This is a genomic window from Nostoc sp., assembly GCF_036916735.1.
Taxonomy (GTDB): Bacteria; Cyanobacteriota; Cyanobacteriia; order Cyanobacteriales; family Nostocaceae; genus Nostoc.
The window spans coordinates 13442-39433 of sequence record NZ_JBALFV010000106.1 but is presented as its reverse complement, the minus strand read 5'-3'; the positions used below and the strand labels follow the sequence as shown (position 1 = coordinate 39433).

28 protein-coding genes, 1 tRNA gene and 2 pseudogenes are annotated in these 25992 nt (G+C 42.9%); 14 read left to right on the top strand and 17 right to left on the bottom strand.

Features of this window, described 5'->3' with window-relative positions:
• Nucleotides 1-291: 291 nt before the first annotated feature.
• Nucleotides 292-879 carry a hypothetical protein gene (locus tag V7L20_RS25875; RefSeq protein ID WP_334746823.1) on the bottom strand — a complete coding sequence of 196 codons (588 nt, stop codon included), beginning with the start codon at nt 877-879 and terminating at the stop codon, nt 292-294.
• Between the two features lie 173 nt (nt 880-1052).
• Nucleotides 1053-3536 carry a beta strand repeat-containing protein gene (locus tag V7L20_RS25870; protein WP_334746822.1) on the bottom strand — a complete coding sequence of 828 codons (2484 nt, stop codon included), beginning with the start codon at nt 3534-3536 and terminating at the stop codon, nt 1053-1055.
• An 833-nt stretch (nt 3537-4369) separates the two neighbouring features.
• On the opposite strand from V7L20_RS25870, the gene thrC (V7L20_RS25865) reads away from it, so the two are divergent.
• Both thrC (V7L20_RS25865) and V7L20_RS25860 read left to right on the top strand, forming a co-directional pair.
• Nucleotides 4370-5680 (top strand): threonine synthase, encoded by a 1311-nt coding sequence (gene thrC, locus V7L20_RS25865; protein ID WP_334746821.1) that lies wholly within the window; start codon nt 4370-4372, stop codon nt 5678-5680.
• Between the two features lie 86 nt (nt 5681-5766).
• Complete coding sequence (locus V7L20_RS25860; protein WP_334746820.1) at nt 5767-6042, top strand: ubiquitin-like small modifier protein 1; 276 nt, start codon at nt 5767-5769, stop codon at nt 6040-6042.
• A 309-nt stretch (nt 6043-6351) separates the two neighbouring features.
• Here the strand turns inward: V7L20_RS25860 and V7L20_RS25855 are convergent, their stop codons facing one another.
• On the bottom strand, nt 6352-8007 hold the full coding sequence (locus tag V7L20_RS25855) for an iron uptake porin (protein WP_334746819.1): 1656 nt from the start codon (nt 8005-8007) through the stop codon (nt 6352-6354).
• Nucleotides 8008-8256: 249 nt separating this feature from the next.
• On the opposite strand from V7L20_RS25855, the gene V7L20_RS25850 reads away from it, so the two are divergent.
• A complete protein-coding gene (locus tag V7L20_RS25850) occupies nt 8257-10635 on the top strand; it encodes a hypothetical protein (protein WP_334746818.1) in 2379 nt (792 codons plus the stop codon).
• A 63-nt stretch (nt 10636-10698) separates the two neighbouring features.
• Here the strand turns inward: V7L20_RS25850 and V7L20_RS25845 are convergent, their stop codons facing one another.
• A complete protein-coding gene (locus V7L20_RS25845) occupies nt 10699-10890 on the bottom strand; it encodes a hypothetical protein (protein ID WP_334746817.1) in 192 nt (63 codons plus the stop codon).
• Between the two features lie 440 nt (nt 10891-11330).
• On the opposite strand from V7L20_RS25845, the gene thrC (V7L20_RS25840) reads away from it, so the two are divergent.
• The 4 genes from thrC (V7L20_RS25840) to V7L20_RS25825 all read left to right on the top strand — a co-directional run bounded on the left by thrC (V7L20_RS25840) (nt 11331) and on the right by V7L20_RS25825 (nt 15026).
• On the top strand, nt 11331-12422 hold the full coding sequence (thrC, locus tag V7L20_RS25840) for a threonine synthase (RefSeq protein ID WP_334746816.1): 1092 nt from the start codon (nt 11331-11333) through the stop codon (nt 12420-12422).
• Nucleotides 12423-12736: 314 nt separating this feature from the next.
• On the top strand, nt 12737-13327 hold the full coding sequence (locus tag V7L20_RS25835; RefSeq protein WP_334746815.1) for a chromophore lyase CpcT/CpeT: 591 nt from the start codon (nt 12737-12739) through the stop codon (nt 13325-13327).
• A 304-nt stretch (nt 13328-13631) separates the two neighbouring features.
• Nucleotides 13632-13702, top strand: a tRNA-Cys gene (locus tag V7L20_RS25830).
• A 193-nt stretch (nt 13703-13895) separates the two neighbouring features.
• Nucleotides 13896-15026, top strand: a complete 1131-nt coding sequence (locus tag V7L20_RS25825; protein ID WP_334746814.1) for an integrase — start codon at nt 13896-13898, stop codon at nt 15024-15026.
• A gap of 63 nt (nt 15027-15089) precedes the next feature.
• Here V7L20_RS25825 and V7L20_RS25820 read toward each other — a convergent pair whose 3' ends face one another.
• The 5 genes from V7L20_RS25820 to V7L20_RS25800 all read right to left on the bottom strand — a co-directional run bounded on the left by V7L20_RS25820 (nt 15090) and on the right by V7L20_RS25800 (nt 16872).
• Nucleotides 15090-15485 (bottom strand): hypothetical protein, encoded by a 396-nt coding sequence (locus V7L20_RS25820; RefSeq protein ID WP_334746813.1) that lies wholly within the window; start codon nt 15483-15485, stop codon nt 15090-15092.
• Between the two features lie 10 nt (nt 15486-15495).
• A complete protein-coding gene (locus tag V7L20_RS25815; protein ID WP_334746812.1) occupies nt 15496-15726 on the bottom strand; it encodes a hypothetical protein in 231 nt (76 codons plus the stop codon).
• A gap of 79 nt (nt 15727-15805) precedes the next feature.
• On the bottom strand, nt 15806-16156 hold the full coding sequence (locus V7L20_RS25810; RefSeq protein ID WP_334746811.1) for a hypothetical protein: 351 nt from the start codon (nt 16154-16156) through the stop codon (nt 15806-15808).
• The gene (locus V7L20_RS25805; protein ID WP_334746810.1) at nt 16125-16469 is read right to left on the bottom strand and encodes a hypothetical protein; all 345 of its coding nucleotides are present in this window, start codon (nt 16467-16469) and stop codon (nt 16125-16127) included. The genes V7L20_RS25810 and V7L20_RS25805 overlap by 32 nt, the downstream gene beginning before the upstream one ends.
• 103 nt (nt 16470-16572) lie before the next feature.
• Complete coding sequence (locus tag V7L20_RS25800) at nt 16573-16872, bottom strand: hypothetical protein (protein ID WP_334746809.1); 300 nt, start codon at nt 16870-16872, stop codon at nt 16573-16575.
• Between the two features lie 89 nt (nt 16873-16961).
• On the opposite strand from V7L20_RS25800, the gene V7L20_RS25795 reads away from it, so the two are divergent.
• The 5 genes and pseudogenes from V7L20_RS25795 (at nt 16962) to V7L20_RS25775 (ending at nt 19246) form a co-directional block, all read left to right on the top strand.
• Nucleotides 16962-17357 carry a hypothetical protein gene (locus tag V7L20_RS25795; protein ID WP_334746808.1) on the top strand — a complete coding sequence of 132 codons (396 nt, stop codon included), beginning with the start codon at nt 16962-16964 and terminating at the stop codon, nt 17355-17357.
• Nucleotides 17358-17511: 154 nt separating this feature from the next.
• Nucleotides 17512-17691, top strand: coding sequence for a helix-turn-helix domain-containing protein (locus tag V7L20_RS25790; RefSeq protein ID WP_334746807.1), 180 nt, complete (start codon nt 17512-17514; stop codon nt 17689-17691).
• Nucleotides 17692-17703: 12 nt separating this feature from the next.
• A pseudogene (locus V7L20_RS25785) lies at nt 17704-18699 on the top strand (RNA-guided endonuclease InsQ/TnpB family protein); the annotation flags it as partial.
• Between the two features lie 85 nt (nt 18700-18784).
• Nucleotides 18785-19048, top strand: a complete 264-nt coding sequence (locus tag V7L20_RS25780; RefSeq protein ID WP_334746806.1) for a hypothetical protein — start codon at nt 18785-18787, stop codon at nt 19046-19048.
• Nucleotides 19049-19051: 3 nt separating this feature from the next.
• On the top strand, nt 19052-19246 hold the full coding sequence (locus tag V7L20_RS25775; protein ID WP_334746805.1) for a hypothetical protein: 195 nt from the start codon (nt 19052-19054) through the stop codon (nt 19244-19246).
• A 143-nt stretch (nt 19247-19389) separates the two neighbouring features.
• Here V7L20_RS25775 and V7L20_RS25770 read toward each other — a convergent pair whose 3' ends face one another.
• Both V7L20_RS25770 and V7L20_RS25765 read right to left on the bottom strand, forming a co-directional pair.
• On the bottom strand, nt 19390-19587 hold the full coding sequence (locus V7L20_RS25770) for a hypothetical protein (protein WP_334746804.1): 198 nt from the start codon (nt 19585-19587) through the stop codon (nt 19390-19392).
• Between the two features lie 47 nt (nt 19588-19634).
• A pseudogene (locus V7L20_RS25765) lies at nt 19635-20528 on the bottom strand (IS5 family transposase).
• A 205-nt stretch (nt 20529-20733) separates the two neighbouring features.
• On the opposite strand from V7L20_RS25765, the gene V7L20_RS25760 reads away from it, so the two are divergent.
• Nucleotides 20734-20931, top strand: a complete 198-nt coding sequence (locus V7L20_RS25760; protein ID WP_334746803.1) for a hypothetical protein — start codon at nt 20734-20736, stop codon at nt 20929-20931.
• A gap of 203 nt (nt 20932-21134) precedes the next feature.
• Here V7L20_RS25760 and V7L20_RS25755 read toward each other — a convergent pair whose 3' ends face one another.
• Nucleotides 21135-22070 (bottom strand): sigma-70 family RNA polymerase sigma factor, encoded by a 936-nt coding sequence (locus tag V7L20_RS25755; RefSeq protein ID WP_334746802.1) that lies wholly within the window; start codon nt 22068-22070, stop codon nt 21135-21137.
• A gap of 131 nt (nt 22071-22201) precedes the next feature.
• On the bottom strand, nt 22202-22396 hold the full coding sequence (locus V7L20_RS25750; protein ID WP_334746801.1) for a hypothetical protein: 195 nt from the start codon (nt 22394-22396) through the stop codon (nt 22202-22204).
• A 203-nt stretch (nt 22397-22599) separates the two neighbouring features.
• Here V7L20_RS25750 and V7L20_RS25745 point away from each other — a divergent pair, with 203 nt between their 5' ends.
• Nucleotides 22600-22884: a hypothetical protein gene (locus V7L20_RS25745; RefSeq protein ID WP_334746800.1), complete on the top strand. Its 285-nt coding sequence runs from the start codon at nt 22600-22602 to the stop codon at nt 22882-22884.
• A 5-nt stretch (nt 22885-22889) separates the two neighbouring features.
• Here the strand turns inward: V7L20_RS25745 and V7L20_RS25740 are convergent, their stop codons facing one another.
• From V7L20_RS25740 to V7L20_RS25725, 4 genes are all read right to left on the bottom strand, one after another.
• Nucleotides 22890-23864 carry a hypothetical protein gene (locus tag V7L20_RS25740; protein ID WP_334746799.1) on the bottom strand — a complete coding sequence of 325 codons (975 nt, stop codon included), beginning with the start codon at nt 23862-23864 and terminating at the stop codon, nt 22890-22892.
• A 4-nt stretch (nt 23865-23868) separates the two neighbouring features.
• On the bottom strand, nt 23869-24174 hold the full coding sequence (locus V7L20_RS25735; protein ID WP_334746798.1) for a hypothetical protein: 306 nt from the start codon (nt 24172-24174) through the stop codon (nt 23869-23871).
• An 82-nt stretch (nt 24175-24256) separates the two neighbouring features.
• On the bottom strand, nt 24257-24865 hold the full coding sequence (locus V7L20_RS25730) for a hypothetical protein (RefSeq protein WP_334746797.1): 609 nt from the start codon (nt 24863-24865) through the stop codon (nt 24257-24259).
• 401 nt (nt 24866-25266) lie between these two features.
• Nucleotides 25267-25950, bottom strand: a complete 684-nt coding sequence (locus V7L20_RS25725; RefSeq protein WP_334746796.1) for a TetR family transcriptional regulator — start codon at nt 25948-25950, stop codon at nt 25267-25269.
• Nucleotides 25951-25992: the final 42 nt, after the last annotated feature.

Here is a 25992-nt window from a genome sequence, read left to right as displayed (position 1 = left end):
CTCTGAAATGCCAAACTTGTTAGTAATAAAAACACTGCTTTCTTTAAGAAAATCTAAATTATTAAATGGTACTTACTAGACATCAGCAGAATTTAAATATGCTTTATCCATAACCCTTGTATAGACGTAGGATTGCTATGTCTATGCATTCTTTTTCACCAGATTTTTACCGCAATTTCACTGCTACAGTAATCCAATTTGATTAGTGAAATATTGCATAAAATTTGTTCTTGGTCATTTATTAATTACAAAGGACAAATGACCAAGGACAAAGGACAAACCTAATTTCAATCAGCGCACTTGGGTTTGATAAGTCGCCTTGACTGTTGTCTTTGCTGCAACTAACGGAACTTGCAAACGGATGTGGGTGTAAACATTCGCTGGTGCTGGTTTTGTTTCCACTTTGCCGTTAGGAAGAGTAACTTTAACAGTAGGATTTTCGACAAAGCTGCGCCCGCCATCAATGCTGTAAATAACTTTAGTATTATTAGCGGCAGATACAGATTTCAGTACGTATACCATTCCTTTGGGAATAGGTTGATTGAGAACCAAATTTTTCACTGGGCGATCGCTTGTATTCTCACCGCTTAAGGTATAGCGAAGTACATCTCCTGGTCGCACCACTGCTTGACCTTTCAAAGGTTCCCATTTCTTACTTTGCTTACCTTGTTGATCCTGTGCCACTACTTGCTTTTCTGCCTCTAAGCGCAACTGTAACTGCCCTTGAGGTTTGACATTTTGAGCGATGGCGCTTGTAGAATGCCATAGAGAAGCTATTCCCGGCACTTGACTGACAAATGGAACGGTAGCAATGAGTGCAATGGCTCCGCCAACGCCAAAGGCGAACGCTCCTAAACCTGCAAAAGAAAGACGCTTCATAATAAATAACCTCAAAAAAACTTTCACAATGTCGATTGTTGATTTATCTTTCCCTGTTTTCGCTGGGGAATAATCAGTTTATAGTTAGCGCTTTAGCCTTAAATCGCCAACTACAAACACAGATGCGCGATCACACTCCTCTTTATTTGCAAAGAGGGGTGAAATTAAGCTATTTAGTTAACCTTGCGTTGGAAGGTAAATGTTCTTAGAACACCAGGTGCAATCTGTCCAGTAGCAGTATTTACATACTTTGTGACATCACTGCTTACCGTAGTTCCAGTTTGATCGACGCCAGGGTTATTAGCTGGACTACCAGTGAAGAACTGGATAGTTGAAGCCCCAGAATCTTTAGCTGATCCAACGATATTGCTGGTATCAATTTGACCACTGGTATCGTTGTCTAGCGCCCAGTTGTTGGGGCTTTGAGTACCATCTTCAGTAATCACAATCTTGTCAGCATTCAGAATTACATTCCCGGTTCCCACTTGAGGAGTAGAAATATTTTTGTAGGTAATCTGATACTCAATAATGTTGCCTGGGGCGGGTTTTTTCGGTGTAACACTAAATGTGCCATCAGTACTACCTGTTGGCAGTGCTGGACCAGTTCCTTGTAAAACTCGTGACTGTTTCAGCAATTGCAAGAAGCCAGTGTATACACGGTCAATGCTGGTGTTAGTAGCTGCGTCATCAGGTAAGCCATTATTGTTTGTATCAATAAAAGCCGTAATCGGTGTGGGGAAGCCGCGTTCTATAATAGTTGTGACAGCTGCACCTTGAGCAGTAGTATCAGTTGAAAGTGGTGTACCAGCAGGCAGGTCAATGCTTACACCATAGTCAGCTTTACCACCATTGGCTGCAACTGCATCAATTCGCACTGGATTAGTGGCACTAATTGGGTTACCCCCGACTGTACCCACACCACTTCCTGGTACGAAGACAAAGCTTGTGCCATTGTACTTATAAGCAGCTGATAAACCTTGGTAGGATACCGTCACCACTGTATTCGTAGGTAAATCACCTGCTGTTGTAGGTGGTGTAGGTAGGAGAGAAATATTGGCAGCAGATGTACCAGTATTCTGAACTGTGTTAGTAAAGGATACCGCAGCCGGATCAACTGTTGAGCCAGGAGCAATATTGGGTGGAATTAGTGTTGATTTATTAGTGAAGTCATCATTGTTGCTGTTGGGCCCAACAGCATCAGGCGCTCCATTTGGCCCATTCAACACAGAGGTGGGACTGGGGACTGTGAGGGTCGTTGTGTTTACAGCCCCAGTAGTACTATTGGTACCAGTGTTATTATTCTGTGTGTCAGTCGTCGTACTAGTAGTACCAGGATTTGGTGTAGTAGGAAAGGTCTTATTGGTAGAGTCAAAGTTATCTGGGTTTTGGTCTCCTGAGTTGTCATAAATTTTGGTGGTTGGGTCTCCAGCAGTTGTACCAGCCACTTGAGCGATGTTGTTAATGGTTGCTGAGGTAGTATTTGCAGCAATACCACTAGCCTTAACTTGGATGCTAAAACCGCTAACAGTTGTCCCAGTAGCAACTGAAGTGACAACGCTAGGATCGTTAATGAAACCAACCCGCTTGATTAAATTTAAGGCTGGTTGCGTAGTTGTCCATGTAGCCGCTTCAGCATTTGTAGTAGTAGGAGTAGTGGTATAAACTACTTTCCAACCTGTCGGAGCAATTGGAATGCCATTAAGCACTGTATTTGCTGGAATAGCATCAGAAACTAAAATGTGGGAGGTTGTTGTACCATCAACATTAATATCTGTACCAGCCAAAGCTGCGGGAGTAACACCACTAGCAGTTACATCGTTAGCTTCAACCCGCAAGCTCAAACCATAAGTTAGCAGGTCATCACTCAGGGAACTAGAAGTGCCAGCATTATCATAGGCTGTCTTAGTTTTGAGGATAGTTGCTAACGCCCTTGTATTAGCAGTATTTCCTACTTTAATCTGCTGGGTAGCACTGGCTTCTCTGACACCATTAACTGGTCCGCCTGCTGATATCTTTACAGTGTAAACGTCGCCACCATTAGCACTCCGGGGTTGGTTTTGAGCATCACCAGGAGTTTGTCCTAATTGGACAGTGATAATATCGCCTGTTTGAGCGCCAGCTTGCACGGTAATTGGTACACGCACCAACACAGTACCATTAACTGCGATCGCACCTGTAGTTAGTCCACCAGCAGGAATGTCTGTCCAGTTTTTACCACCATCAATGCTGTATTGCAAGTTACCAGATGGACTACTAGGAGTTAATTTACCCGAAACCGTGGCTGGCCCTGTTGTTGTCGCTAAGTTAGGAATCTGGAATTTGGTGGAGTCGTTACCGACGTTGGTTACGGTGTAAGTGTAAACTAGTGTATTACCAGGGTTAGCAGTACCTGTAATCCCAGAACCTGTAACAGTAATACCAGCCACCTCTGCTACAGTCACGGTGACGGCGTTAGATGTGGAATTGATGGGACTCCCTGGCGCGTTGGGATCTTCGTAGGTCGCTGTCGCTGTGTTACTTATAGATGTGCCTGCTGTAGTACCTTCAGCTAATACAGGTGCAACAAATTGGAAAAGGCTACCAGTTAATAATGCTGTTGCTATTAAAGATTGGTAAGGCTGGTGTTGCTTGTTGACAGATTTCTTTCGGTTTACCATAGAAATAGTTTGTTTATTTGCTGAACTTTTATCTTGGGTTTTGAGACAGGATAAAGTTCGGCAATTCCTTAAAGAATTACCGATTAGACGAGCCAAAACGTTAATGTTTCGGAGATGTCTATTTGAGGAGTTAACTTATTGGCTACTCCTGAAAAACTAGATTGAGGCAATAGGCAGAAAAGTTATTGCCTACTTGTTTTACGCTTACCGTTGATTATCAAAGCTAGCGATCGCAAATATGGGTAACTTAACTACTGTGTTTTGCTGAATCGTCGATGTAAGTAGCAATGTAACTTTTGCCGCAAAAAAAAACTTCCGTAGAAATAAGTAACTTCTTTAGCGATGAATTAGTGCATCAAAGCTGAAAAATCAATTTCATTTTGGCAACACACATAGCAATTTTAGGGGTTTAATCAGACGCTAAAAAGACTAAAACTTATATATAGAGATGCTTTTGAATCTTTGCTGTCATCTATGTTTACTAACTGTTAGAGTCATTGAAATAAAAAATAGAAGGTTATTTTAAGTGATATAAATCACTCAAAATTGGGTAGTAATTTCACTAAATGCAAATTCATCATAGATAAAATGCAATTTAATCATATCAATGTTCAGTGTTAAGACTGAGTACCTAAAGCTATTATCTGATTTTGTCACCATAATAATATAAGCATAAATACTTAATCATACATTTACGCATATAAAATGTTTACAGAAACCCCTTTTTTCAATACTAGTAATACCCGACATTTTTAGTCGGGTATGTTTGACTGGTATTTTTGCTCGTGTTAGTATCAGGCGACAGCAGACAGAGAAACAGGGAAAGCTAGTTTATGACTCAGGCAATCAAAACCCAAATCCAAACCCAAACCAGCACTGCCTACTTTCAAGCCTTGAAGTGTAAGGAGTGTGGTGCGAAATATGAACTCAAAGCCAGCAATGTTTGTGAGTTATGTTTTGGCCCTTTAGAAGTCATGTATGACTACAGCGCCCTCCGCCTGAGTGTCACCCGTGAAACAATTCAAGCCGGGCCCAATTCAATTTGGCGCTATCGTCCCTTTTTGCCTGTTGCAACTGACAATGTTATAGATGTGGGAACGGGTATGACTCCCTTGGTTCGTTCTCACCGCCTTGCCCGTCGCCTGGGTCTAAATAAGCTTTATATAAAAAATGATGCCGTTAATATGCCCACCCTTAGCTTTAAGGATCGGGTAGTTTCAGTTGCTCTATCGAGGGCGCGAGAGTTGGGTTTCACTACTGTTTCTTGCGCTAGCACTGGTAACTTGGCAAATTCTACAGCTGCGATCGCAGCTCATGCCGGTTTAGACTGCTGTGTGTTCATCCCCGCAGATTTAGAAGCCGGTAAAATTATCGGTAGCCTGATCTACAGTCCCACCTTGATGGCAGTTAAAGGCAACTACGATCAAGTCAATCGTCTTTGTTCAGAAGTTGCTAATACACATGGCTGGGGTTTTGTCAACATTAATCTGCGTCCTTATTACTCTGAAGGTTCTAAGACGCTAGGTTTTGAAGTTGCAGAACAACTCGGCTGGGAGCTACCCGATCATGTTGTTGCTCCCTTGGCTTCTGGTTCACTATTTACAAAAATTTATAAAGGGTTCCAAGAATTTGTTGAAGTTGGTTTGGTAGAAAACAAGAAAGTCCGTTTCAGTGGCGCTCAAGCCGAAGGTTGTTCACCTATCGCCCAAGCCTTTAAAGAAGGACGCGACTTTATTAAGCCAGTAAAACCGAATACAATTGCTAAATCGTTAGCGATCGGTAATCCAGCAGATGGCATTTATGCTCTGGAGTTAGCTCAGAAGACTGGTGGTAACATTGAATCAGTCAATGATGCAGAAATTATTGATGCCATCAAGCTGCTGGCAGAAACCGAAGGCATCTTCACAGAAACAGCTGGCGGTACAACTGTAGCCGTGCTGAAAAAACTGGTAGAAGCTGGCAAAATTGATCCAGATGAAACCACCGTGATTTACATCACTGGCAATGGTCTGAAAACTCAAGAAGCAATCCAAGGCTATGTTGGCGAACCCTTGACTATTGATGCTAAACTCGATAGTTTTGAACGTGCGCTAGAGCGGTCGCGTACTCTGGATCGCTTGGAATGGCAACAAGTCCTCGTTTAGTTAAGAGTTATAAGTTATGAGTTTTTATCCATAACTCTTAACTTTATTCCTAACTCCTCACTCCTAACTCCTCACTTTGTACTTTTATGGCTGTAACAGTTTTAGTTCCTACTACTCTTCAAAATTTGACTAATAATCAAGCGGCTCTCGAATCTAGCGGTAGCACTATTGCTGAATTATTAGACTCTTTAGAACAAAGTTTTCCTGGAATTAAATCGCGGTTGTGCGATGAAGAAGGAAAGCTACGTCGATTTGTAAATTTTTACGTCGATAGCGAAGATATCCGCTATTTAGATGGTATAAACACAACACTGAAAGATGGTGATGAAGTAAGTATTGTTCCTGCTGTTGCCGGTGGTTAATACAGAGAATACTAAATAAAGTAGAAGCCTGACTACACATACCTTTGAGAGACAGAGGATGGGCTAACCCCCCGTCCTTTTTGTTGTTTATTAAGCTAAAAAACATCTAATTTGCATAATCGTTTATAGAGACATTGTATTTCAACGTCTTTACACCAAGATTCATACATCTAATCACCAACGCTTTTATTTAATATTCTGGTATACTAGGGTAATTTTATATTAGATTTCAGGATATTTGCATACATCCTATGGGAAGATGGCTGTTGCGTCTAATTTAAGTTCAATAATATTTATGTATAAGGACAATTAAAAAGTAAAAGTACTCCGTAGAATGCCGACGGTAACTGAGTCACTATCTGGTGTATGTCCAGGCTCTATGATATGAATTATTCCTGGTGTGATGCTGATGTTATCTGTTAGCTGAAAACGATAAAATGCCTCAATTTGAGTGGTCGTCCCTGGTTGTCCATCTGCACGTCCTAAACCAGTATTGATAAAATCAGGAACATTATTCCCTACAGGTAAGTTGCTACTGGTGATTTTAGGAGGTTGACCGACATAAATTCCTCCCAAATTTCCTTTAGCAAATAAATCAGGGAAATTCAGAAACACCATATAATTTGTCGTCTCTACATTTCCCGATTGCCCAGGAATGTAAGATTTAGTATAACCACCCCATGCACCTGCGCTAATGTGGGGAGAAATTTGCCAAGTTACAGTCGCACCTACAGCGTTAGTTTGCAACGGTGCTGATTTTCCGGTAGTGGTATTAACTGTAGTTAAGCATTCATCACCAACAAAGGTTAGTAAACAACCATCCGAAGAGTAATTGTTAACGTAATACAAACTTAAATCTAGAGTATCGGTTGGTGTCAGCAGCAATTGCACCCCTGTTGTTGTGTTGCCATCAAATAAACCGCTACCTTTACCCGGATTTCCTGGTTGATAACTAGTATAAATTGCCTGTAAACTAGCGCGTTTAGCAAATTGCCAATCAATAGCTATACCACCGTGACCATATCCCATATTTAAAATTGGGTTTCTTTGGGCAAAATAAGATAATGGACCTGTTGCAGCACTTTCTACCCGATTGGGGCCTCGGAAAGCAGTTGGCATACTTACGCCTTCTGTTCCCACCATTACTGCTAATTTATCTGTTACCAGCCAATGAAAATTGAGATCACTTATAATTAAGCTATCTGTAGGAAATTCGTAGCCAAGTAAAACATCATTCCGGGAAACACTATTGGTAAATCTAGGTGTAGTTTTTCCTTTACCATCTAAAAGACCTGTAAATAAATAACTACGGGGAGTGATTTGACTAGTTAAATATAGTTGCGCCAGGGATATGACATTAGTGTTTGTCCCCGCATCATTTGTATCTTTTTGTCCATCTCTAGGATTCACATCACCACGATTGCTAGTCCGTCCTTGAATGCCAACTATTAGTAATCCACTGAGTTTGGTTGTTGTTGAGAATTGGTTGGCTTCGATTTCGGCGGTTTTGGCTTCTAAACTATCGACACGACCTTGCAAAGTTGCTAATTCAGGGGCAAATTCTGACTGCAATTTTTGTAATATTGCTAAATCTTCGCGGGTGACTAAATCGCTGGTGGCTGTAGTGATTAATTCGTTGACTCTATCTAAACAAGCATTCACACCGGCGGCGAATTCATACCGAGTTAAGGCGCGATTACCGCGATAGCTGCTATCTGGATAACCAGCTATACAACCATAGCGTTCTACCAAAGACTGTAATGCTTGGAATGCCCAATCATTGGGTTGTACATCCTTGAGTTGAGAAACCGATGTAACTTGTGCCATCGGATTTACTGGGGAGAGAGAAGAAGAATTTAAATCTATACTCTCCTGCGCCTGAGTAGTTCGTGTGTCTGTGTACTCTTGTGCTAGTGCTTTTTGTGCAACTCCATTTACTCCCGCAATTAATAACCATGCGAGCATCCAGGTTTTGCTATGACTGCGACTAATAAGTATACCTTTCAACTTGTTTAAACTCTGCTCACATACTTAAGTGAAAAGTGTATTCGCAATCATCTAACAATCACATGGGAAAATTTACGTATTTTGTTCCAAATTAGACTTAGTCTTTCTGGGCAACTTCTGAAAGGACGAGTATAACAGGGTATTGGGGACTGGGAAAGAGTTTTCTCAATCCTTAATCTTTAATCCGCAGTCCCTAGTTCTTAATCTATGCCAAATCGCTCACGCAAGCCGACACCAAAAACCTCTAAACAAAATAAACCTCATGCAGGTATGGTGAAACGCGTCGTTAAAAAACCCCAGAAAAAGCTAAAACGGGGAAGTTGGTTGTCGTCAATGGTAGCAATGCCTACGGCGGCAAGCTGCGCAATTCTCTTAAGTAGTGCTAGTCTAATTATGGCTTTTGCCTGGATTAGTGTTCTCTTCATCTTCAATCCAGATCAGGTAAGCTGGCTAAATAAAATTTTACCTGTATGGGCACAAATCCCCCTTGGTAAGCACGAACGCCCCCAAACTCTCAAACAAATTCAACTTGATTTAAGTAAAAAAAATCAAATATTTGGGGAAACTCTGCCTTTACATCAAAATGTAGAAGAGTCGTTTTTATTGCCAGTTTTTCAACAGCGTGCTAATTGTCAATCTGATTGTAAAGAACTTGTAGAACTCAGGGTTTATGAACGCTCACAAGAGTTAGAGTTTAAATCTAACTTAGAAAATTACTACTATCTAGCGACTCAATTATCTGTAACTGGACCAGATGAATCCTTTGTAATTTCTCCTTTACCTGATGGGACATCACAACTCCAGGATATCAGCATTCCTCTACCTTTAACTGAAGTGCAACGCTTTGAAGATGGGACACCATCATCAGGTGTTTGGTTTAATTTGCGGGGTCAACGTCAACAAGGAACTGGTGCGATCGCCTACGGTCACATCATATACTACAATCCAGAACGCACAAACTTACTACAAATGTTGTCTTGGACTAGTCCCAACGGACAACTGCCCAAATGGCAGCAGATAACTGGTGATAGTACCAAAGAGTTAGTTATTGATCAAACTATAGGTTTAGAACCGCACTTACAGGTTTACCAAGTCAAGCCTCTGAAGTTATTCCTCAAACCAATTCAATTGGAGACGATTACCCTCAAATTACCAGCCTTCAAGGATTATGCATACCAAAATGCCATGTCAATTGCCCGTAGTGGACTATGGACACCAGCCTTTGAATGGTTGAAATTCATCAAGAAACAACACAAAGGAGTTTTGCCAGAGGCGGCGCAAGCCCAAATGGATTTGATTCGCTTGCATTCGCAATTTACTAAAACCCAAGCCCAGAAAAATTGGTCAAGTCCTAGTCAAGAAGTGCTAGCAGATTTAATTGATGGTCGTTGGGAGAAAGCTTTACAGGTGTTTGAATCGTCGCCAAATAATGCCCAAGAAATTGCTACCTTACTCAAAGCTGATGAAAAACGGTTGTGGAATCGCACGGTGGCAGCGTTGCGGGTGAACCCAAATAGACGAGAGGTGCAAGCTTGGTTTGCTTTGATTTTAGCAGTTCAGCAGGGAGAAGAACATGCTAATTCTTGGTTGAAGGCGCAACCAAAAATTACAAAAGATAATCTTGCCTATATTCAAGATTTGTTAGCAAGACTGAATAATCAGGGTGCAAAGTCGCAAATATCCTTTACTCACCCTAGTCAAATTATTGGTACAGTCCAACCAATCACTCAAGTTACTAGCACTCAATGGCTGCAACTAAATTCCTCAGCAGACTTGAAACTCACAGATAACCAAGTTTGGTATCAGGTGGAGGTGAGTGCATTTAATGACGGGAAACGTTGGCTCAGTTCCCCCTTTGAGAATTTAAACTTACCCAAAACTGACGCCGCCAAATTTTTCTGGAAAACTTTGGGAATCAGTTCTGACCCGGAAATTCAAATTGTGGTCTGGTTGCCAAATGGAGAACAAAAAATTACTATAACCGCTATCAAAGGGGTGCAACTACAGGGTAAAGTTTTGCGCTTATTAGCTGCTGGCCCCAAAATCCCAGAGAATCAAAACGATGTTCTCCAACCCAAACCTTTAGCGTTGACAAATGCAGCATTGGAATGGGTACAACCATCTCCCATTACTCTACAACAACTGCATCAACAAAATCCCCAAGGGGTGAAGGTAATGTTATCGAGTGTGTGGCAATCTTTACAGAAATCTGATGAAGTTCCGGGTGGTGCTATTCCTAGCTTTGAGCAGATGCAGGGAAAATTGGGTGATTGGCCAGTTCAAGTGATTGATTTAACAAATAATGGTCAACCAGAAATAATACTGACTATTTCAGCAGGCGCAATAGCATCCTTGAATCAGCCTACACCTGAAATTCAGGGGGAAAACATAGAGCAACGCCGTGACCGGACTATAATTTTGTCTGATAGCAATGAAGTTATTTACACTGATTTTACAAGAAATAACTTACAAAGACTATCTGCGATCGCCAGGCTTTCAGGGGTGCAATCCTTAGCTTTATTAGTCGAAAATCCTCATAACTACAGTTTGAGGCGCTGGTCACAGAAAAATCATCGGTTTGAATAGTACGCCCCTCACTTAAATTTAGATTAGAGAGGGGAAAAGCGATCGCTATCTCAAAAAACTAGCTTATTCTTTTTGGTCGGTTTCGGCTAGACGTTGGTGCTTCAGGTTTTCCAACTGCTGCAACAGAGAGTCTACCTCTGCTTGTAAATGCATAAATTTAGCTTGCTGATCGTCTTGATAATAAGACTTGGTTAACTTACTGACCCAGTTAGCCTGGGACTGGCGATCGGAAACACTAGATAAACAAGTAGGCATCGCTAATTAAATCCAAAACTTAACTCACACCATTAGAAATATTATAATATTGCTTTTTTAAGCTTTATTAAAATATTGTGTATTTTCAATCAATTAGTCTAATGGATTTCAGGTTCAATCATAACAGACGGCGATCATAATGGCTGTGTTCCTGAAAAAACATTGCCCCAGGTATACAAAGCTTCCGTCCACTCGATGTTACTTAGTAATCCGTGGCAGTTATGATAAACTGACATTCTAAAATAAAAAATAAAAATGCCAAAAATCAAACGCCTGACCACAAAAAATAATATTCTTACATAAGATTATTTTGGAATTAGGGGACTTTGAACTGGGAACTATTAAAGAAAAATTCACTTTTTTCCTCTTCCCGATTCTGCCCTTCCCCATACCACCCTTTCTAAATATCCAATCCTTTACATTAATAAATTTTAAATACCGTGACTTTGAGCCTGTCTGTTGCTAAATCTCATCGCCAACCCTGGCCCGGGCTGATAGAAGCCTATAGCGAATACTTGTCTGTCAGCGAAAAAACTCCGATTGTCACTCTGTTGGAAGGTAACACACCTTTAATATCAGCGCCAGCTATCGCAGAACGCATTGGCAGACAAGTGCGGGTTTTTGTAAAATATGACGGTCTTAATCCCACCGGCAGCTTCAAAGACCGGGGGATGACTATGGCAATATCCAAGGCCAAGGAAGCAGGTGCAAAAGCAGTAATTTGTGCCAGCACGGGTAACACCTCAGCCTCAGCCGCCGCTTATGCAAGGCGTGGGGGCATGAATGCCTTTGTGCTGATTCCCGACGGTTATGTGGCTCTGGGCAAATTAGCTCAAGCTTTACTGTACGGTGCAGAGGTATTGGCAATTAAAGGGAATTTTGACCAAGCCCTAGAAATTGTCCGCGAAATGTCCGAAAGCTACCCGGTAACTTTGGTGAATTCCGTCAATCCCTACCGCCTAGAAGGCCAGAAAACAGCAGCATTTGAAATTGTTGATGCGCTGGGTGATGCGCCAGACTGGCTGTGCATTCCCGTGGGCAATGCGGGTAATATAACAGCATATTGGATGGGCTTTTGTCAATATCATCAACATGGAAAATGCGATCGCTTACCCCGAATGATGGGATTCCAAGCCGCAGGTGCAGCCCCCTTAGTGACCGGTCAACCAGTAGCAAATCCCGAAACCTTAGCGACAGCAATTCGGATTGGCAACCCTGCTAGTTGGGAATTAGCTGTTGCAGCCCAAACCGCAAGTCAGGGAAATTTCCACGCCGTTAGCGATACAGAAATTCTCGATGCTTATCGGCTTTTGGCAGCATCAGAAGGTATTTTCTGCGAACCTGCTAGCGCCGCTTCTGTAGCCGGGTTGTTGCAGGTAAAAGACCAAATTCCTACAGGGGCGACAGTGGTTTGTGTTCTCACAGGTAATGGTCTAAAAGACCCAGATACAGCCATTAAACACAATCACAGTCAATTTAAACAGGGTATTGCAGCAAAATTGGGTGCAGTAGCTGAAGCAATGGGATTTTAAGCACTGTGGAATTCAAGGCGATCATAATGGTGAATTAAAAAATTGCGTAGGTAAAGCCCACCAAAGGCATCGCAGCCAGGATTTTTCCGTCTGGGGAGTGTCAAAATAATGCTAGATAATTTTTAAACCACTAGTTGATCATCTTGTAATGACCGAAACAGACTCATGATACAAGCCTCTAAATTTATTTATGGTTACTGAGTTTACGGTGAGCATCTCGGCTTTGTTCGATGGAACCGCAGTCGAACTGCGTAGCCGAAGTATGGAGATTACTAATTTTGAATGCGTGAATTTTGAATTCGGAGCGAAGCAACGTGACTCATTCTACTGATATTGCCACTTTAGCCCAGTTGATGGCGGCTGACTTTAGCAATCAACAACAAGCTTTTGAAAATCCGCCTTTTTATGCCCACATTCGCGTGTGTATCCGTCCCCTTCCGTTGGAATTGTTCTCAGGAGTAAGTTTGTTTCTCGAACAAGCTTATGATTTTATGCTCAATCAACCCTACCGGATGCGGGTAATGAAATTGATTCCGGCAGAAAACCACATTGTTATTGAACACTACACGGTTAAAGAAGAACAAAAATTTTACGGCGCATCTCGCGATCCCGAACGTTTAAAAGGTTTATCTGTTGATCAATTGGAAAAAATGTCAGGTTGCAACATGGTTGTAGAGTGGACAGGTAACAGCTTTAAAGGCAGGGTTGAACCTGGAAAATGCTGCATTGTGGTTCGTGACGGCAAAAATACTTATCTGGATAACGAATTTGAGATTGACGCTAAAGAATTTTTTAGCCTTGATCGGGGAAGAGATTTAGATACTGATGAACATCTGTGGGGTTCTATCGCCGGCCCATTTCACTTTGTCCGATGGGGTAGTTTCGCCGATGAAGTCAAGGTGTAAGAAGTGAGGAGTGAGGAGTGAGAAATTAAAATTCATAACTCATAACTTATTTATGGTCAACCTGTAATCAGGACTCTCTAGCGATCGCCTAAAGACTAACATCCTACTATCTCTACCTCAAAAACTTTGGATTTGGTTGATGATGTGCATTTAGCGATCGCCTAAAGACTACCAGAAACATCCAGTTAACCTACTATCTCTACCTCAGAATCCTATGCTATCATGGTTTAACTAGCGCCCTATGACTACTAAATGGCTACTAAGATACTTAGCAACATTAAAGTAGTTGAGGGAATCTTGCTGTGGCGGCATAGCCAAGTGGTAAGGCAGAGGTCTGCAAAACCTTCACCCCCGGTTCAAATCCGGGTGCCGCCTTCAAAGAATACTAAGCTTTACAAGCATTGCAGGGACGGGTAGAAACCCGTCCTTTATTGTTTCTGGGGTAAAACTGGGGTAATTATCCAAGCTTTGCAGACCATTATATACCCTTGCCATTTGTTGCCATTCATTGCCGTATTATGTCAAAAGTAGTCACAAAATTAGCTACATTTTTGGCATGAACGATCCAATGGAAACGAAGATTCAGCAAGCGAATGAGCGGCTGACAAAAAAAGGAAATCGAGTCAAAATTTACAAGCGAGGTAACCGTTTGTGGCTGAGGGGAACTCTGCCACCCAAACCGCACATTCTTGGTAAAGACAAGGACTATCCTCAGTTTGTATCGTTGGGCAGCAATGCGATCGTTTCTGAAAAAGGCATAAAATACGCTATCGCCAAGGCCGAGCTTTTGACCGGACAATTGCAGTCAGGGAACTTTCGTTGGGGTGAATGGATTGACTTAGACAAAGTTGCTCCCTCCAGATTGGAAGCGCGGCGGGTGCAGGACTCGTGCCAAGAGTACGAGAAGGACTACTGGCAGAGAATCAAGAAAACACCAGATAGAGTTGGCAACTGGAAAAAAGACCACGGCTTAGTATTTTCCAAATTACCTCAAGATGCGCCGTTGACTATTGAAGTTTTACTGGACTACATCAAAACAACCGAACCCGATAGTCGTCCCAGAAAACGGGCTTGCGACTACTGCTCAAGGTTGGCAGAATTTGCCGGGCTAGAAGGCAAGGAACAAATTCGCAAATTGACTGGAAACTATTCGACTAACTCTGTTGACCCGCGAACACTTCCCAGCGACCAACAAATTTTTGATTTCTGCGATAGCATTAAAGACCCAAATTGGCAGTGGGTCGTGCGGATGCTTGCCACCTACGGGTTAAGAAACTATGAACCATTCCGACTGTCGCTGGAAGATTTTCCGATGATTCGTCTAAATCTTGGCAAAACAGGCAAGCGCTTTATCGTTCCGCTTTATCATAAGTGGGCAGATTCATGGAACTTGCAGGATGTCTATTTGCCAAACATCGACCACCTGAACTACACAAACTCCAAAGTTGGTACCAAAGTTTCTGAATGGTTCTTTGATCGCAAAGCGCCTTTTTCAGCGTACAATCTTCGCCACTGCTACGCCCGCCGCTGCTTTGAATTTGGCATCGCTCCCGATAGAGCGGCGAAGTTCATGGGGCATTCTCTTAACGTGCATCTGCAAGTTTACAGGGCGTGGTTTGATGAATCAGTTTACATCGCCGATTACAACAAGGCGATCGCAAAAATTGACAGACCTAAGCCCCCCAATGATTTGCTTTAAAGCACTTTTTTGCTGAATATATAAGTGTTTCAGCCTATAAATGTTGTGAATATTGGTTTGCTCTTAAGCAACATCCAAGCTAGCTACTTTTTCGTTAATGTGCCTGACCTCCTTCTCAGAAAGTCTAAACCCATACTTGTTACGTTTTTCATCAATGATTTTTGTTAATTTGGCGATCGCTTCTTTTTCTGACCAAGCGTTGCCAACGTAGTAGCTGAAGATCGAATCGTCAACACAGGTTACACAAACCTCAACTGGGAACCTAAAATCTATCCAAGGTACAAAATTTATCCCCCATTGAATAGAGAGAATACCTTTACATTCAGAGGGACATTCGACTTTTTGCCAGAAAGCTGTAATTCCTGCAATGTAATCATACGGATAGTTACATTCTGAAAGCCGCAGTATAGCTTTACCTTTTCTTAGATCGATTTGCTTATTAAAAATTGTGTAAGCCATGCATTAAGGACTAGCTGTTGATGTCGATCAGGTTTTGCTTGATAGATGGCATGTGCATTTTGATGATTCCGTCCACTCCTCCGGTACGAAAGAAATGTACACCTTGCTTGTAAAACCCTTCAGCAATTTTTCTTCTAATCGTTCTTGGGCTATACCCTCTTCCCAACTCGTCGTGAACCTCTTGCAGAGTCCACAAATCGGACTCTTTGATGTCACCAGGCTTAAGCTTAACTTTCGGCATAAAACGGCAATAGAAAGCTTCTTAGAAATTGTAACTCGAAAGCGCCGTTTGCCACGTAAAAGTAACGATTAGCTATATTTCAGCCACGACTTCCAAACGGTGACATCCTCCCACGCCATAATCTTTGATTTGGCGTGGGCTTCCCAAACTTGTGCTTCTTTTGCTCCCCCAATGCGTTCAAAGTCCCAACTTCAAAGGACTTGAACATCTGCGGAGCAATTTTGCCCATATCCCCACCACCGATACGGGTCAGCACTCGCTGCATAATCCTGGCGCCGCGCAAATCAACAATGCTGTCTGCAACCGCCTCATCGAAAGCTTCAAACTGGTCTTCCATCACAAACCCGGCTTCTTGCCCTGTTTGCTCAGAGCGAGTCTCAGGAGGCTTGGCAGCGCCTCTAACAGCTTGTTGTGCAGTTTTGTAACTCATGAATTTCCTCCATTGTTTGGTGAATTAATCGAACGGCTGTATCGTACTGGTATTTTTTGACCAGTTTTCTAAATTCAAAAAGTACCTCAATGGAGCTTCTTTTAAAGCTTTCATCTTGAGGAATAAAATCAAATCCACGGGGTCTAACTTTCATTGGTACAAGACATAACAAGTCTCTCCTCAGCGTACTGTCTGCCCCTCCATAGAACTCTCGAACTACGTCTGGAAGTTCAACGATCGCCTTGTTAAGTACGTCATCAAGCCTTTTAAAAGCCCATTCTGTTTTGTAAATGTCAGACCACGATCTGCTCATGGCTGTGTTCATGAATCGCTCACGATCTGCTCACACCTCTACAATAAAAAACCCGCACTCGGCGGGCAATAGGTACTCTGTAGTAATTACAGACACTTTCCAATTACTCTTCTGCTTCTGTAGATAATACAGACTTTCTTAGTTGAGCATTTTCTTTAAGTCTTGCTGCAAAATCAGCGACCTGTCTTTGTGTTTGTTTGGATGGATTAGCCCTGTTACCCATCCAGTTATCAACTGCGTATATTGTTACTCCTAGCTGCTGCGCTAGCTGTCCATAGGTTAATGGGAATTCATAAAGAAACTCCCTTGGGTGCATTAAAGGAAGTATCTGTTGAGTCATAATGCGATCGCTCCTTCTACAGGTAATGTCTGTCGTCGGGGAAGTCGTCCGGTGTGTCAGCATCGGGCGCATCTCTTTTTTTAAATTATCATAGTTTATCCTCAAGCATGGCAGTATGTTGGATAGAATAAACAAAAGATATAGTAACTGCCATGTTTTTCGATCCTGATGAGCTAACCCCTAAAAAAATTCAAGTCAGCCCGCGTGTCTGCCACGGTGGCGAATTAGTTTCGATCTGGATAGACGCTTACGGAAAGTCTTCGGCTACTCACTTGTGGGATATTGCGGTTGCACGGGCTTTTTCTAATCGAGATGAGATAGAGGCTGCGATCGCTGCGGAGATGCTACGAACCGGAAGTGACCGGATAACTGCCGCAAAAGTGATAATTCTTCGGTCTGGTGTATATGAGGCTAAATCTCAAGTTGAACAGAAGCAATCGATTGAACTTAGTTCGGAGTTGGCTTCAACCCTTCAGGCATCAGCAGATCGAGACGGGGTGAGCGTTGAAGAGTATCTTCAAAGACTAGTACAAAGGAAGGAAGAATGAGATCACTTGTCAGCCTAGAGGAGAAGTGTAAGGGAGCCTGTTACGTTAGCTCGTTTCCTCTACGATCATCTAACAACACCCCAGGAGACTCCGGCCGCAACCAAGTTTGGCAGCGAGAGGAATAGGACAAGTGAGGAGCTTCACACCCTGAGATATGGAAAAAGCCTACCGCTACCGTTTTTACCCGAATGCGGAACAAGAATTACTATTGCGTCGAACAATCGGTTGTGTGCGGCTGGTGTTTAACCGAGCGTTGGCTTGTCGAACCGAAGCTTGGTACGAGAGGCAAGAACGAGTAGACTACGTTCAAACAAGTGCCATGCTGACTTCTTGAAAAAAACTTGATGACCTCCAGTTTTTGAACGAAGTTAGTTGTGTACCACTGCAACAAGGTTTGAGACATCTGCAAACTGCATTCACTAATTTCTTTGCAGGTAGGGCGAAATACCCCAACTTTAAAAAGAAGCGTAGTGGCGGTAGTGCAGAGTTTACTAAGTCAGCTTTCAGATGGAAAGATGGACAAGTCTACTTGGCTAAGTGTTCTGAGCCATTGCCAATTAAATGGTCTAGGCAACTCCCTAATGGATGTGAACCGACAACTATCACAGTCAGATTTGAGCCTTCTGGACGTTGGTTTATTAGCTTGCGTATTGACGATTCAACCAATCAAGTAATGCAGCCAGTAGATAATGCTGTTGGATTGGATGTGGGAATCAGTTCTCTTGTTACCCTGAGTACAGGTGAAAAAGTTGCTAATCCCAAGGCGTTTGACAAGCATTATCAACGGCTTAAGAGAGTGCAAAAATCTTTGAGTCGAAAGCAAAAAGATTCTCACAATCGTGATAAAGCTAGACTCAAAGTTGCTCGGATTCAAGCTAAAATTTCTGACTCTCGTAAAGACCATACCCACAAATTGACAACCCGACTGATTCGTGAAAACCAAACGATAGCGGTTGAAGACTTGAAGGTTTTGAACATGGTTAAAAATCCGAAACTTGCCCGTGCTATTAGCGACGCGGCATGGTCGGAATTGGTGAGGCAGCTTGATTACAAAGCTAAGTGGTATGGTCGAACCTTGGTGAAAATTGACCGATGGTTTCCAAGCTCTAAACGCTGCGGAAACTGTGGGCATATTATTGATAAACTACCGTTGAGTATCAGAGAGTGGGACTGTCCCAATTGCGGAACACACCACGACCGAGACATCAACGCCAGTCGGAATATATTGGCTGCGGGACTCGCAGTTGCAGTCTGTGGAGCGAACATAAGACCTGATGGGCATAAGTCTAAAGGGCAGTTGCAAAAAACCCGTAAGGGAAGGAAACAGAAACCTGAATCGTGAGGTTTAGGAATCTCCCGCTTGCGGTGTAGCGGCGAGAGGATGTCAATAATTTGCCTCCAAGCTCGATTGCCGGAAACTGCCATGAATGCGATCACTACAGCAAATCCAGGAAAATTTTCCTGGACTAAACCTTTCAATTGTGGAAACAATCGTAAAAGCAGGACAAACTTTCGTATGGGCATTTAGCTATCGCCAGCAATATTACGCCCACATATTTTTGGCTTTAGAAGATTGGAATGGAACCGAACAATTAAGGGTAAAATTCATAGCTAGCACAGACAACGTGATAGTTATCGGTAGCGAACAGTTGATCAATCCTAGCTTTGAAGAAATTTTGGTATTGCGCTAAATCATGTTCGACAGACTAATTACTCAAGCTCAAGCCACTAGACTCTGGACGATCGCCAGAGTTGAACTAAAGCTGCAAGATTGCGAAGTCAGGGCGGTGCTGGCAGAGTATGGCATCACCTCGACAAAGTTTATTCTTGCTTTTCAATACACAGAAATCATGAACCGCCTCTTGCAATGCGCCAAGGCTGAATTTTGATTACCGTCGGTGCGATCGCTTTTGTGATCATATTAATCTCTCATCACCCATATCTAGGAAAATTTTCCTGGATATTTTTAGAAGAATACCCAAGAAGTGACTGGAGTATTCTTCTAGAAACGATTACTACAATAATATTGCGTTTAACTTGCGGCAATCGATGCTTCAACTGCTCTTGGCGTACTTGGCAAAGCTGCGGAAGCTTCATCAATTAGCGATTGAATGTGGGGATTGTCTGCCAGAATAGCTGAAGCGGTAGCTTCATCGGCATCAAGCAGTGCGGCGATTTGAGCAGTAGCATTGTCTTTGTCTACTTGTAAATCACTGTTACGCTTAATCAATTCCCGAATAACTACTGAATATTCATTAGACCTCTTGCAAAAGTCACTCAGGAAGATTTGATTTTGGGGAGACAAAGCTCGTAATTGTAGAGAGCAGCAATCAGATTAAACCTTAAGCTAAATCTTTTTCGACGATTTTTATAAGTAAGGGACAAAATTTTAAAAACCTTGAGTTTCCGATTTATATGCTCACCTAAAACTCTAATTTTGGCTAATTCTTGATTCCTCTTTTTATCTTCATCACTTAACTTACCTCCTCTTGGCTTTTTTTTAGGAATCCAACTATTGTTATGCAGTTTCTGAATACCTTGATAACCTTTATCTCCTAAGCATTCTATGTCTTTTCTGAACCTAAGTTTACTATTTTTAAATATCCGAAAATCATGCTCTCTACCCTTGCCATGAGCAGTACAGATGATTTTACCATTCGCCTGATCTACCACTACCTGAGACTTCAATGTATGCTGTTTATTTTTACCACTGTAGAACTTTTTTTGTTTTTTTTAGGACGTTCAATCGGGCTTTCAGTAACGTCAACTATCACTACCTGTAACTGATAATCAGAATTTGTCAGTCTTTTCTTGCCTGGAAGAGTGAAAGTCCTGGATTTAGTCAGTGTGTCTTCTATTTTTCGGATAATTCGGTAAGCTGTAGACTCGTTTACTCTCCACGATTGACCAATATGAAAGTATGTGCGGTATTCTCCGGAGGCGGAGCGTCTCCGGCTCCGCTCCAATATTCCAATGTCATCAACAATTGGTCTTCCAAACTGAGTTTACCTGGCCGTCCTGTTTTTTGTTTTGTTCGCTGTTGCGGTAAGCGAAGCCATGCCGTTAGGCTTATCGCACTACCTCTAGCATCTGGTTAAAAGTCTCCGGGCGTACACCACACAAGCGTTTAAACTCTTCTGGCTTTAGGCTCTTTACTTGGTCATAGGTCATAAATGCTACCCAACTCTAACCTACTTGTCTCACGTATCTGGGACTTTTGCAAGAGGTCTATTAAGCAGCGCACCTTGAGCTGTTAGAGCATCGGCTGTTTTAGTCATAAAGCCTCAGAAACCTAATGTAAAATACGGGTCAGTTGTAACACACTTTAAGCAATTAGCAATAAGTTGTTACTAAATATTTTACTTTTTTATAAAATATGCCTGAAAAAATTCAAAGTGAGAACATAGAAATACTTGTAGACTTGCTTCATCAATGGAAGAGAAAAATGGCGGCAAGCATCCTGTTTAAACCATTGGAAATTGCATTAGCTGCTGAAAGATTTGCTGCTGAAGTCAGAGAAGAGGGCGTTGATGATATCGGATCTATTACGCTTCGCCAACCTGATCTAAAGTGAGTTAAAGTATTTCAGCAATTTCTTGATTAAAGCAGCAATCATCAGAAAAAGTACACAATAATTAATAAAAATTGTTATCTCAAGGCTATCTCAAGGCAAAAATTAAACCAGTCCGGCAATCTTTTGTCCGGGATTAAAAAAAACGACACTAATAAATCATTGAGCATATAAATAAAATATTGCTATCAGGGTAATATCAAGATTTAAAAGCTGTAATTCATGTCACCGTACCTTAAACGCAGACGGCGAATTGCTTCATTCTGAATCTGGCGAACTCGCTCTCGACAAATATTAAGCTGTTCTCCAACCTGGTCTAAAGTCAGTTCTTTGTTTGAGTCAATTCCGTATCTTAAACTCAATACTTGCCGTTGTACATCGGGCAGGGATGATAAGATATTTTCCAAATTGTCACGCAAAAGCTTTTGATCTATCTGCTCAGTAAGCGGGGCTTCATCAGCTTGTAAGATTTCGACTAATTCTATATCCTCTCCTTCACCAAGACATAAATTCAGGGAAACAGGATGTCTGGAGTACTTTAAACACTCCACTATTTTTTGTTCGCTTAGATTTAGAACCTCGCCAATTTCTGCACTCGTGGGACGCCGACCCAGTGAGTGAAATAAGACTTTTTGCGTTCTCTTAATCTTATTTATTTTTTCGCTTAAGTTGACTGGCAAGCAAATGGTGCGGGACTTTTGCACGATCGCCCTTCCAACCGCCTGCTGAATCCATCGATAAGCATAAGTTGAGAATCTATATCCTTTGGTTGGGTCAAATTTTTCTACGCTCTTGTGCAACCCTAAAGAGCCTTCCTGGATTAAATCAAGAAGCTCCATATTAGGGTTCTTATACTTTTTGGCAACTGACACTACCAATCGAAGATTAGCGGTTAACATGCAGTTCTTTGCTTTTTGTCCTTTGAAACCAATCAAGCGCAACTCTTTTTCTGTTTTGTTGAGCCAAAGAGCTAATTCAGAAGAAGTCGCTTTTCGTCCCAGCCGTAATGCCAAATCTCTTGCTTGCTGCTCAAGCTTTATCATCGATTGCACCTGCTTTGCATAAGAGACCTCTTCCTCCTTGCTCAAAAGAGGATAACGGCCAATCTCTTTTAGGTAGGAACGAACTAAATCAGTAGTCATTTGCAGAGAATACAAATAAATATTTTTCTACTGTAGGACAGCCAGGGCATTAAAGGCAGCGTTTTTTTCAATGAGTCTGTAGCATCAATATCAAGGAAAATTTTCCTGGATGTCTGAGTCAAACAAGGCAATTAATTTTCTATCGCCTTGACTTTCTCAATTCCTGCCGCCAACGCTGCTTCTGGGGATTCAAAACTCCCGCTCAAAAATTCGTCCTCCGCATACTCTTTAAAAGAAGCGATTCCGCCGCCATATCCCAATGCGAAAGAATAGCAACTTGGATCAATCGGGCAATGCCAAACAGTAATATCATGGCTGCCTTTCATGGGCCCACGCTTCAAGTAATGCGTCCCTCGTAATATTGCCCTTTGAGCTTGTCCGGTCTTCCAAGAATGCCGACAGGTTTCGCATTTAACGGTCAGGCTTGTGGGTTCTGTCCTGTAAATATGATCGCTTTTGCAGTTTGGGCAATTCTTATTCTTTGGCAAGGCTTAGTACAATCAGTAGTTGGTTAAAAAAATTCTAAACTATGTCGTCCATTGAATCTGACTCAGAAACAGGGGCTATTGTAATCTGCGCTCTGCGTTATTGCCTGGGACGCAGAACCTACATGCCATCATTGGTAGTTGACTGGACTAAACGTCACTGGGCGAAACTTGCTGCCAACGACCAGAAAGTTATTTGGCGCGACTTGGATGAAGCGATCACCAACAACCGAGACTTAGGCGATGCTTGCGATATTCAAACCTGGCATTCTTTTTACCAGTGGATAAAGGAGCAGGAAAATTTTCCTGCTTTTTCGGATTCGGCTTGAAACATTTAAAACTGAGCAAACTTATCACCAGGAACGATCGCAGTATCAAACTTGGCTAAATTCATTGACTTAACCAAAGGCATGAACTTGCCATAGTGCGTACTGGCATATCTACCCACAAGACAGCCAGCAGACCAGTGCCCTATCTTGTCAGGGGCTGCCGCATCCGGCGAATCTCCAGTAGTGTGTTGGTTAACCCCAAAATCGTTGCCAGTAAACTGGCGATCGCCAGTCCGTAGCCCATCTTCGTTGTCATCTCGGAAGCCAGTCAGGTTGGCACACTGCACCAGAGCTAGCTGGTTCTTATGATGTCCTATCTGCCAAGCATCTTGGAACTGTTCATCGCTCTTGATCCGAAACGCTCCATTTGGATTTAGGCGATTTTCTGTGTAGTACAACCCTGGCTCACAGGTTGCCTCACAACTAAGTAGAACTTCTCCTTTGTCACTAACAACAATGCGAACATCGTCCCAGGTGTCGAGCCTTCCTGGCAAAGGATGCCATGTATCGGCGTTGGCATCTTCTAGATAAACTATATTTAGCGGGCGAATTCTCCAACGCTTTGGTGCGAGTTCCCTAAGCGAGGCATTTTGACAAAATCCCTGAAGATCCACGTCCCAGATGCTGATAGGGTGACTACTGCCATCATGACCAAGACGGAAAACTGCAAAGCGGTGCGTAGCTGGATTAGACGGATAATCAAAATATCCCACCCTGATAAGGGTACCGTCGAATTCGCCAACCAGTTCTCCATGTAAATCGGGCAAATAATCAAGCGTGATAAGATAATCGCTCTCTCCGTAGAGAGAATTGATTCTGTATGTGGCGATTCCACCTGCGGTATTGCGTTCAAGTCGTAGGACAACCGTGAAGTTTCTGTCCCAGCGTGCCAGGACTCGCGGGGAGCTACGACGCTTTTTCTTTAGCTGGAATAATCTTCTAATCCAGCTTCGTAATCTTCCGAGCCAGGTTGTTTGCACTTTTTCATTTTTTCCCTAGAGAAAAGCTTGACAACAGATTAGATACCTGCTCAGTCGGGGAAAGACGTACTACCGTCCCCAGAGCAGAAATCATGCCGATGCGCTTGGCTGACTCTTCAAAATCAATCTTGCCGTCCCATGCGTCCTTCAAGCTGATGCCCACAGGCCCAGCAAGAATCAAAGCAAATAACATTAACTCGAAAGGATCGAGGCGGAAGGTGCGTTTGAAAAATGTAAGGTTGATACCATCTCGGCGCCGATTTGGGCAGCCAACCAAGCATTCTGGTTCAGGTGGTGGAGTTTGTGTCACGATTTTTACTTGTACTAGCTACAAGTAAGTTTCACCAGTCCTGTACAGAGCTTGCCCAATTCGGCAGACAGTGACTGCCGAATTAGGAAATTGCTGCATTAGTACCTTTACTAAACCGCACAAACCACTCTGCTTTTTTGGGCGTACAGGCAATAAAGTCAAATCCATATCGGCTGAATTTATTTTCTTTGCAAGTCGGCAGACGTTTCATTTCAAATAAAACTAACAAAAGTTCTTTAGGGATAACTAAATTTGACCATGCCGATTCCTGAAGAAGCATGTGAGTGGCCAACCACCTAGCAAGCATTGGCATATTTCTTAATTCACCCGCGATTTTCAACAAATCGAAGGGAGCAGGTGCAGCCGTACCAAGCAATCCAATACGTTCTGGTAGATATGTTTGCTCTAGTGGCGCGGCTTTGTGCCTTTCGGCGATCACCGTTGGAACAGATTCCGATTCTTTTGGCACATGTCCCAATGCGGCTAAAAATTCCTCTTTAGCCTTCAAGCCTTGACCCCGGATTTGATGATATTGCTCAAGCAGTCGAGCATCGTCACCAGATACAAATCCTGAACGCCCATCTTTGACAATGCTAATCCCAAGAGCGGGGACATACTCAGCGTAAAACTTCCTTTGCCCGTAAAGCTTTTTCAGATCGGCGATAGGCACTCTATCAGCGTTCGTCTGCATATTCAGTTTAGTAAATTACTTCTTAGGGAAATTGTACCAGTACATGCAGACACGTATCAACACGTTTCACTGATACGCTTTGTTAACCCTTTCTAGCCAGTCTAGACATGGCAGGTTTTCTTGTCCAGCCCTCTCAATATTGACAAATAGTACACTATGTGGTTTGTCTAAGGAGGTAAGACTAAAATTATACTTAAGAGCTGATGCTATCTCCCATATTTGATGCCTTTGTAGAAGCCAGCCCCGTCAGTGTAAGCTGTTAAGCATATTTTATCTCTGTTCAAGACACTGCCATATTCTTGAGGTATTTTCACCTTTGAGGGTTGATTGGCTGATCTCGTGCCAATGAGAATAATTATCAAAAGATAGCTTTACCTCCATCGGGAGCGCTCATCCACCAACTACTTTTGACCACACTTCAACTGACTTGCGCCTGATGCCCCACACTCCGATTTATGCCCGGCCAATACACTGAGATAGGCGCAAAACATATCGGCCATGGCGTCGGCGTAGGCTTCAATCTCTGCGGGGGTTCGAGGAGTTTCCGAAAAATGCTTTCCCACCTTGCTTAACGTCGTTGTGATCAGGTCGCCGGCCAATGCACGAGTCGCTTCTGAAGCATTGGGCAGCGCCTCCTGCATGAAGATTTGGACAGTGCGGGTCCCTGACGCCCTCGCCTCCTGCGCTTCTGGCGCATCGCGATAGAAAGGGGCGGCGTCATTGAGCGCCCCACGCATCTCGGCCTCATCACATTCCGAGCGGACGAAGGCGTGGACTAAGGTGTGCAGCCTTTCAAGCGGCGGTCTTTGGACGTCCTCAAGAATGCCGCGCAGCAACTCGGTCGTCTGCCGCCATTCGTCGCTCTGGAGCCGGAAGAGGATCGCCGCTTTATTCGGAAAATACTGATACAGCGAGCCGACACTGACTCCGGCCCTCTCGGCCACCCGCGCCGTGGTAAAGCGGTGTGCACCTTCTCTTGCCAAAACCTGAACCGCAGCCTCCAGAATGATGGCGACAAGCTCATTCGAGCGGGACTGCTTGGGCTGTTTTCGCAAGGAAATTGGGGCGTTTCGGCGTTCGGGCATGGAGCTGTGGTAAATGCGAATTGAAAAACCTGAATAATTCGT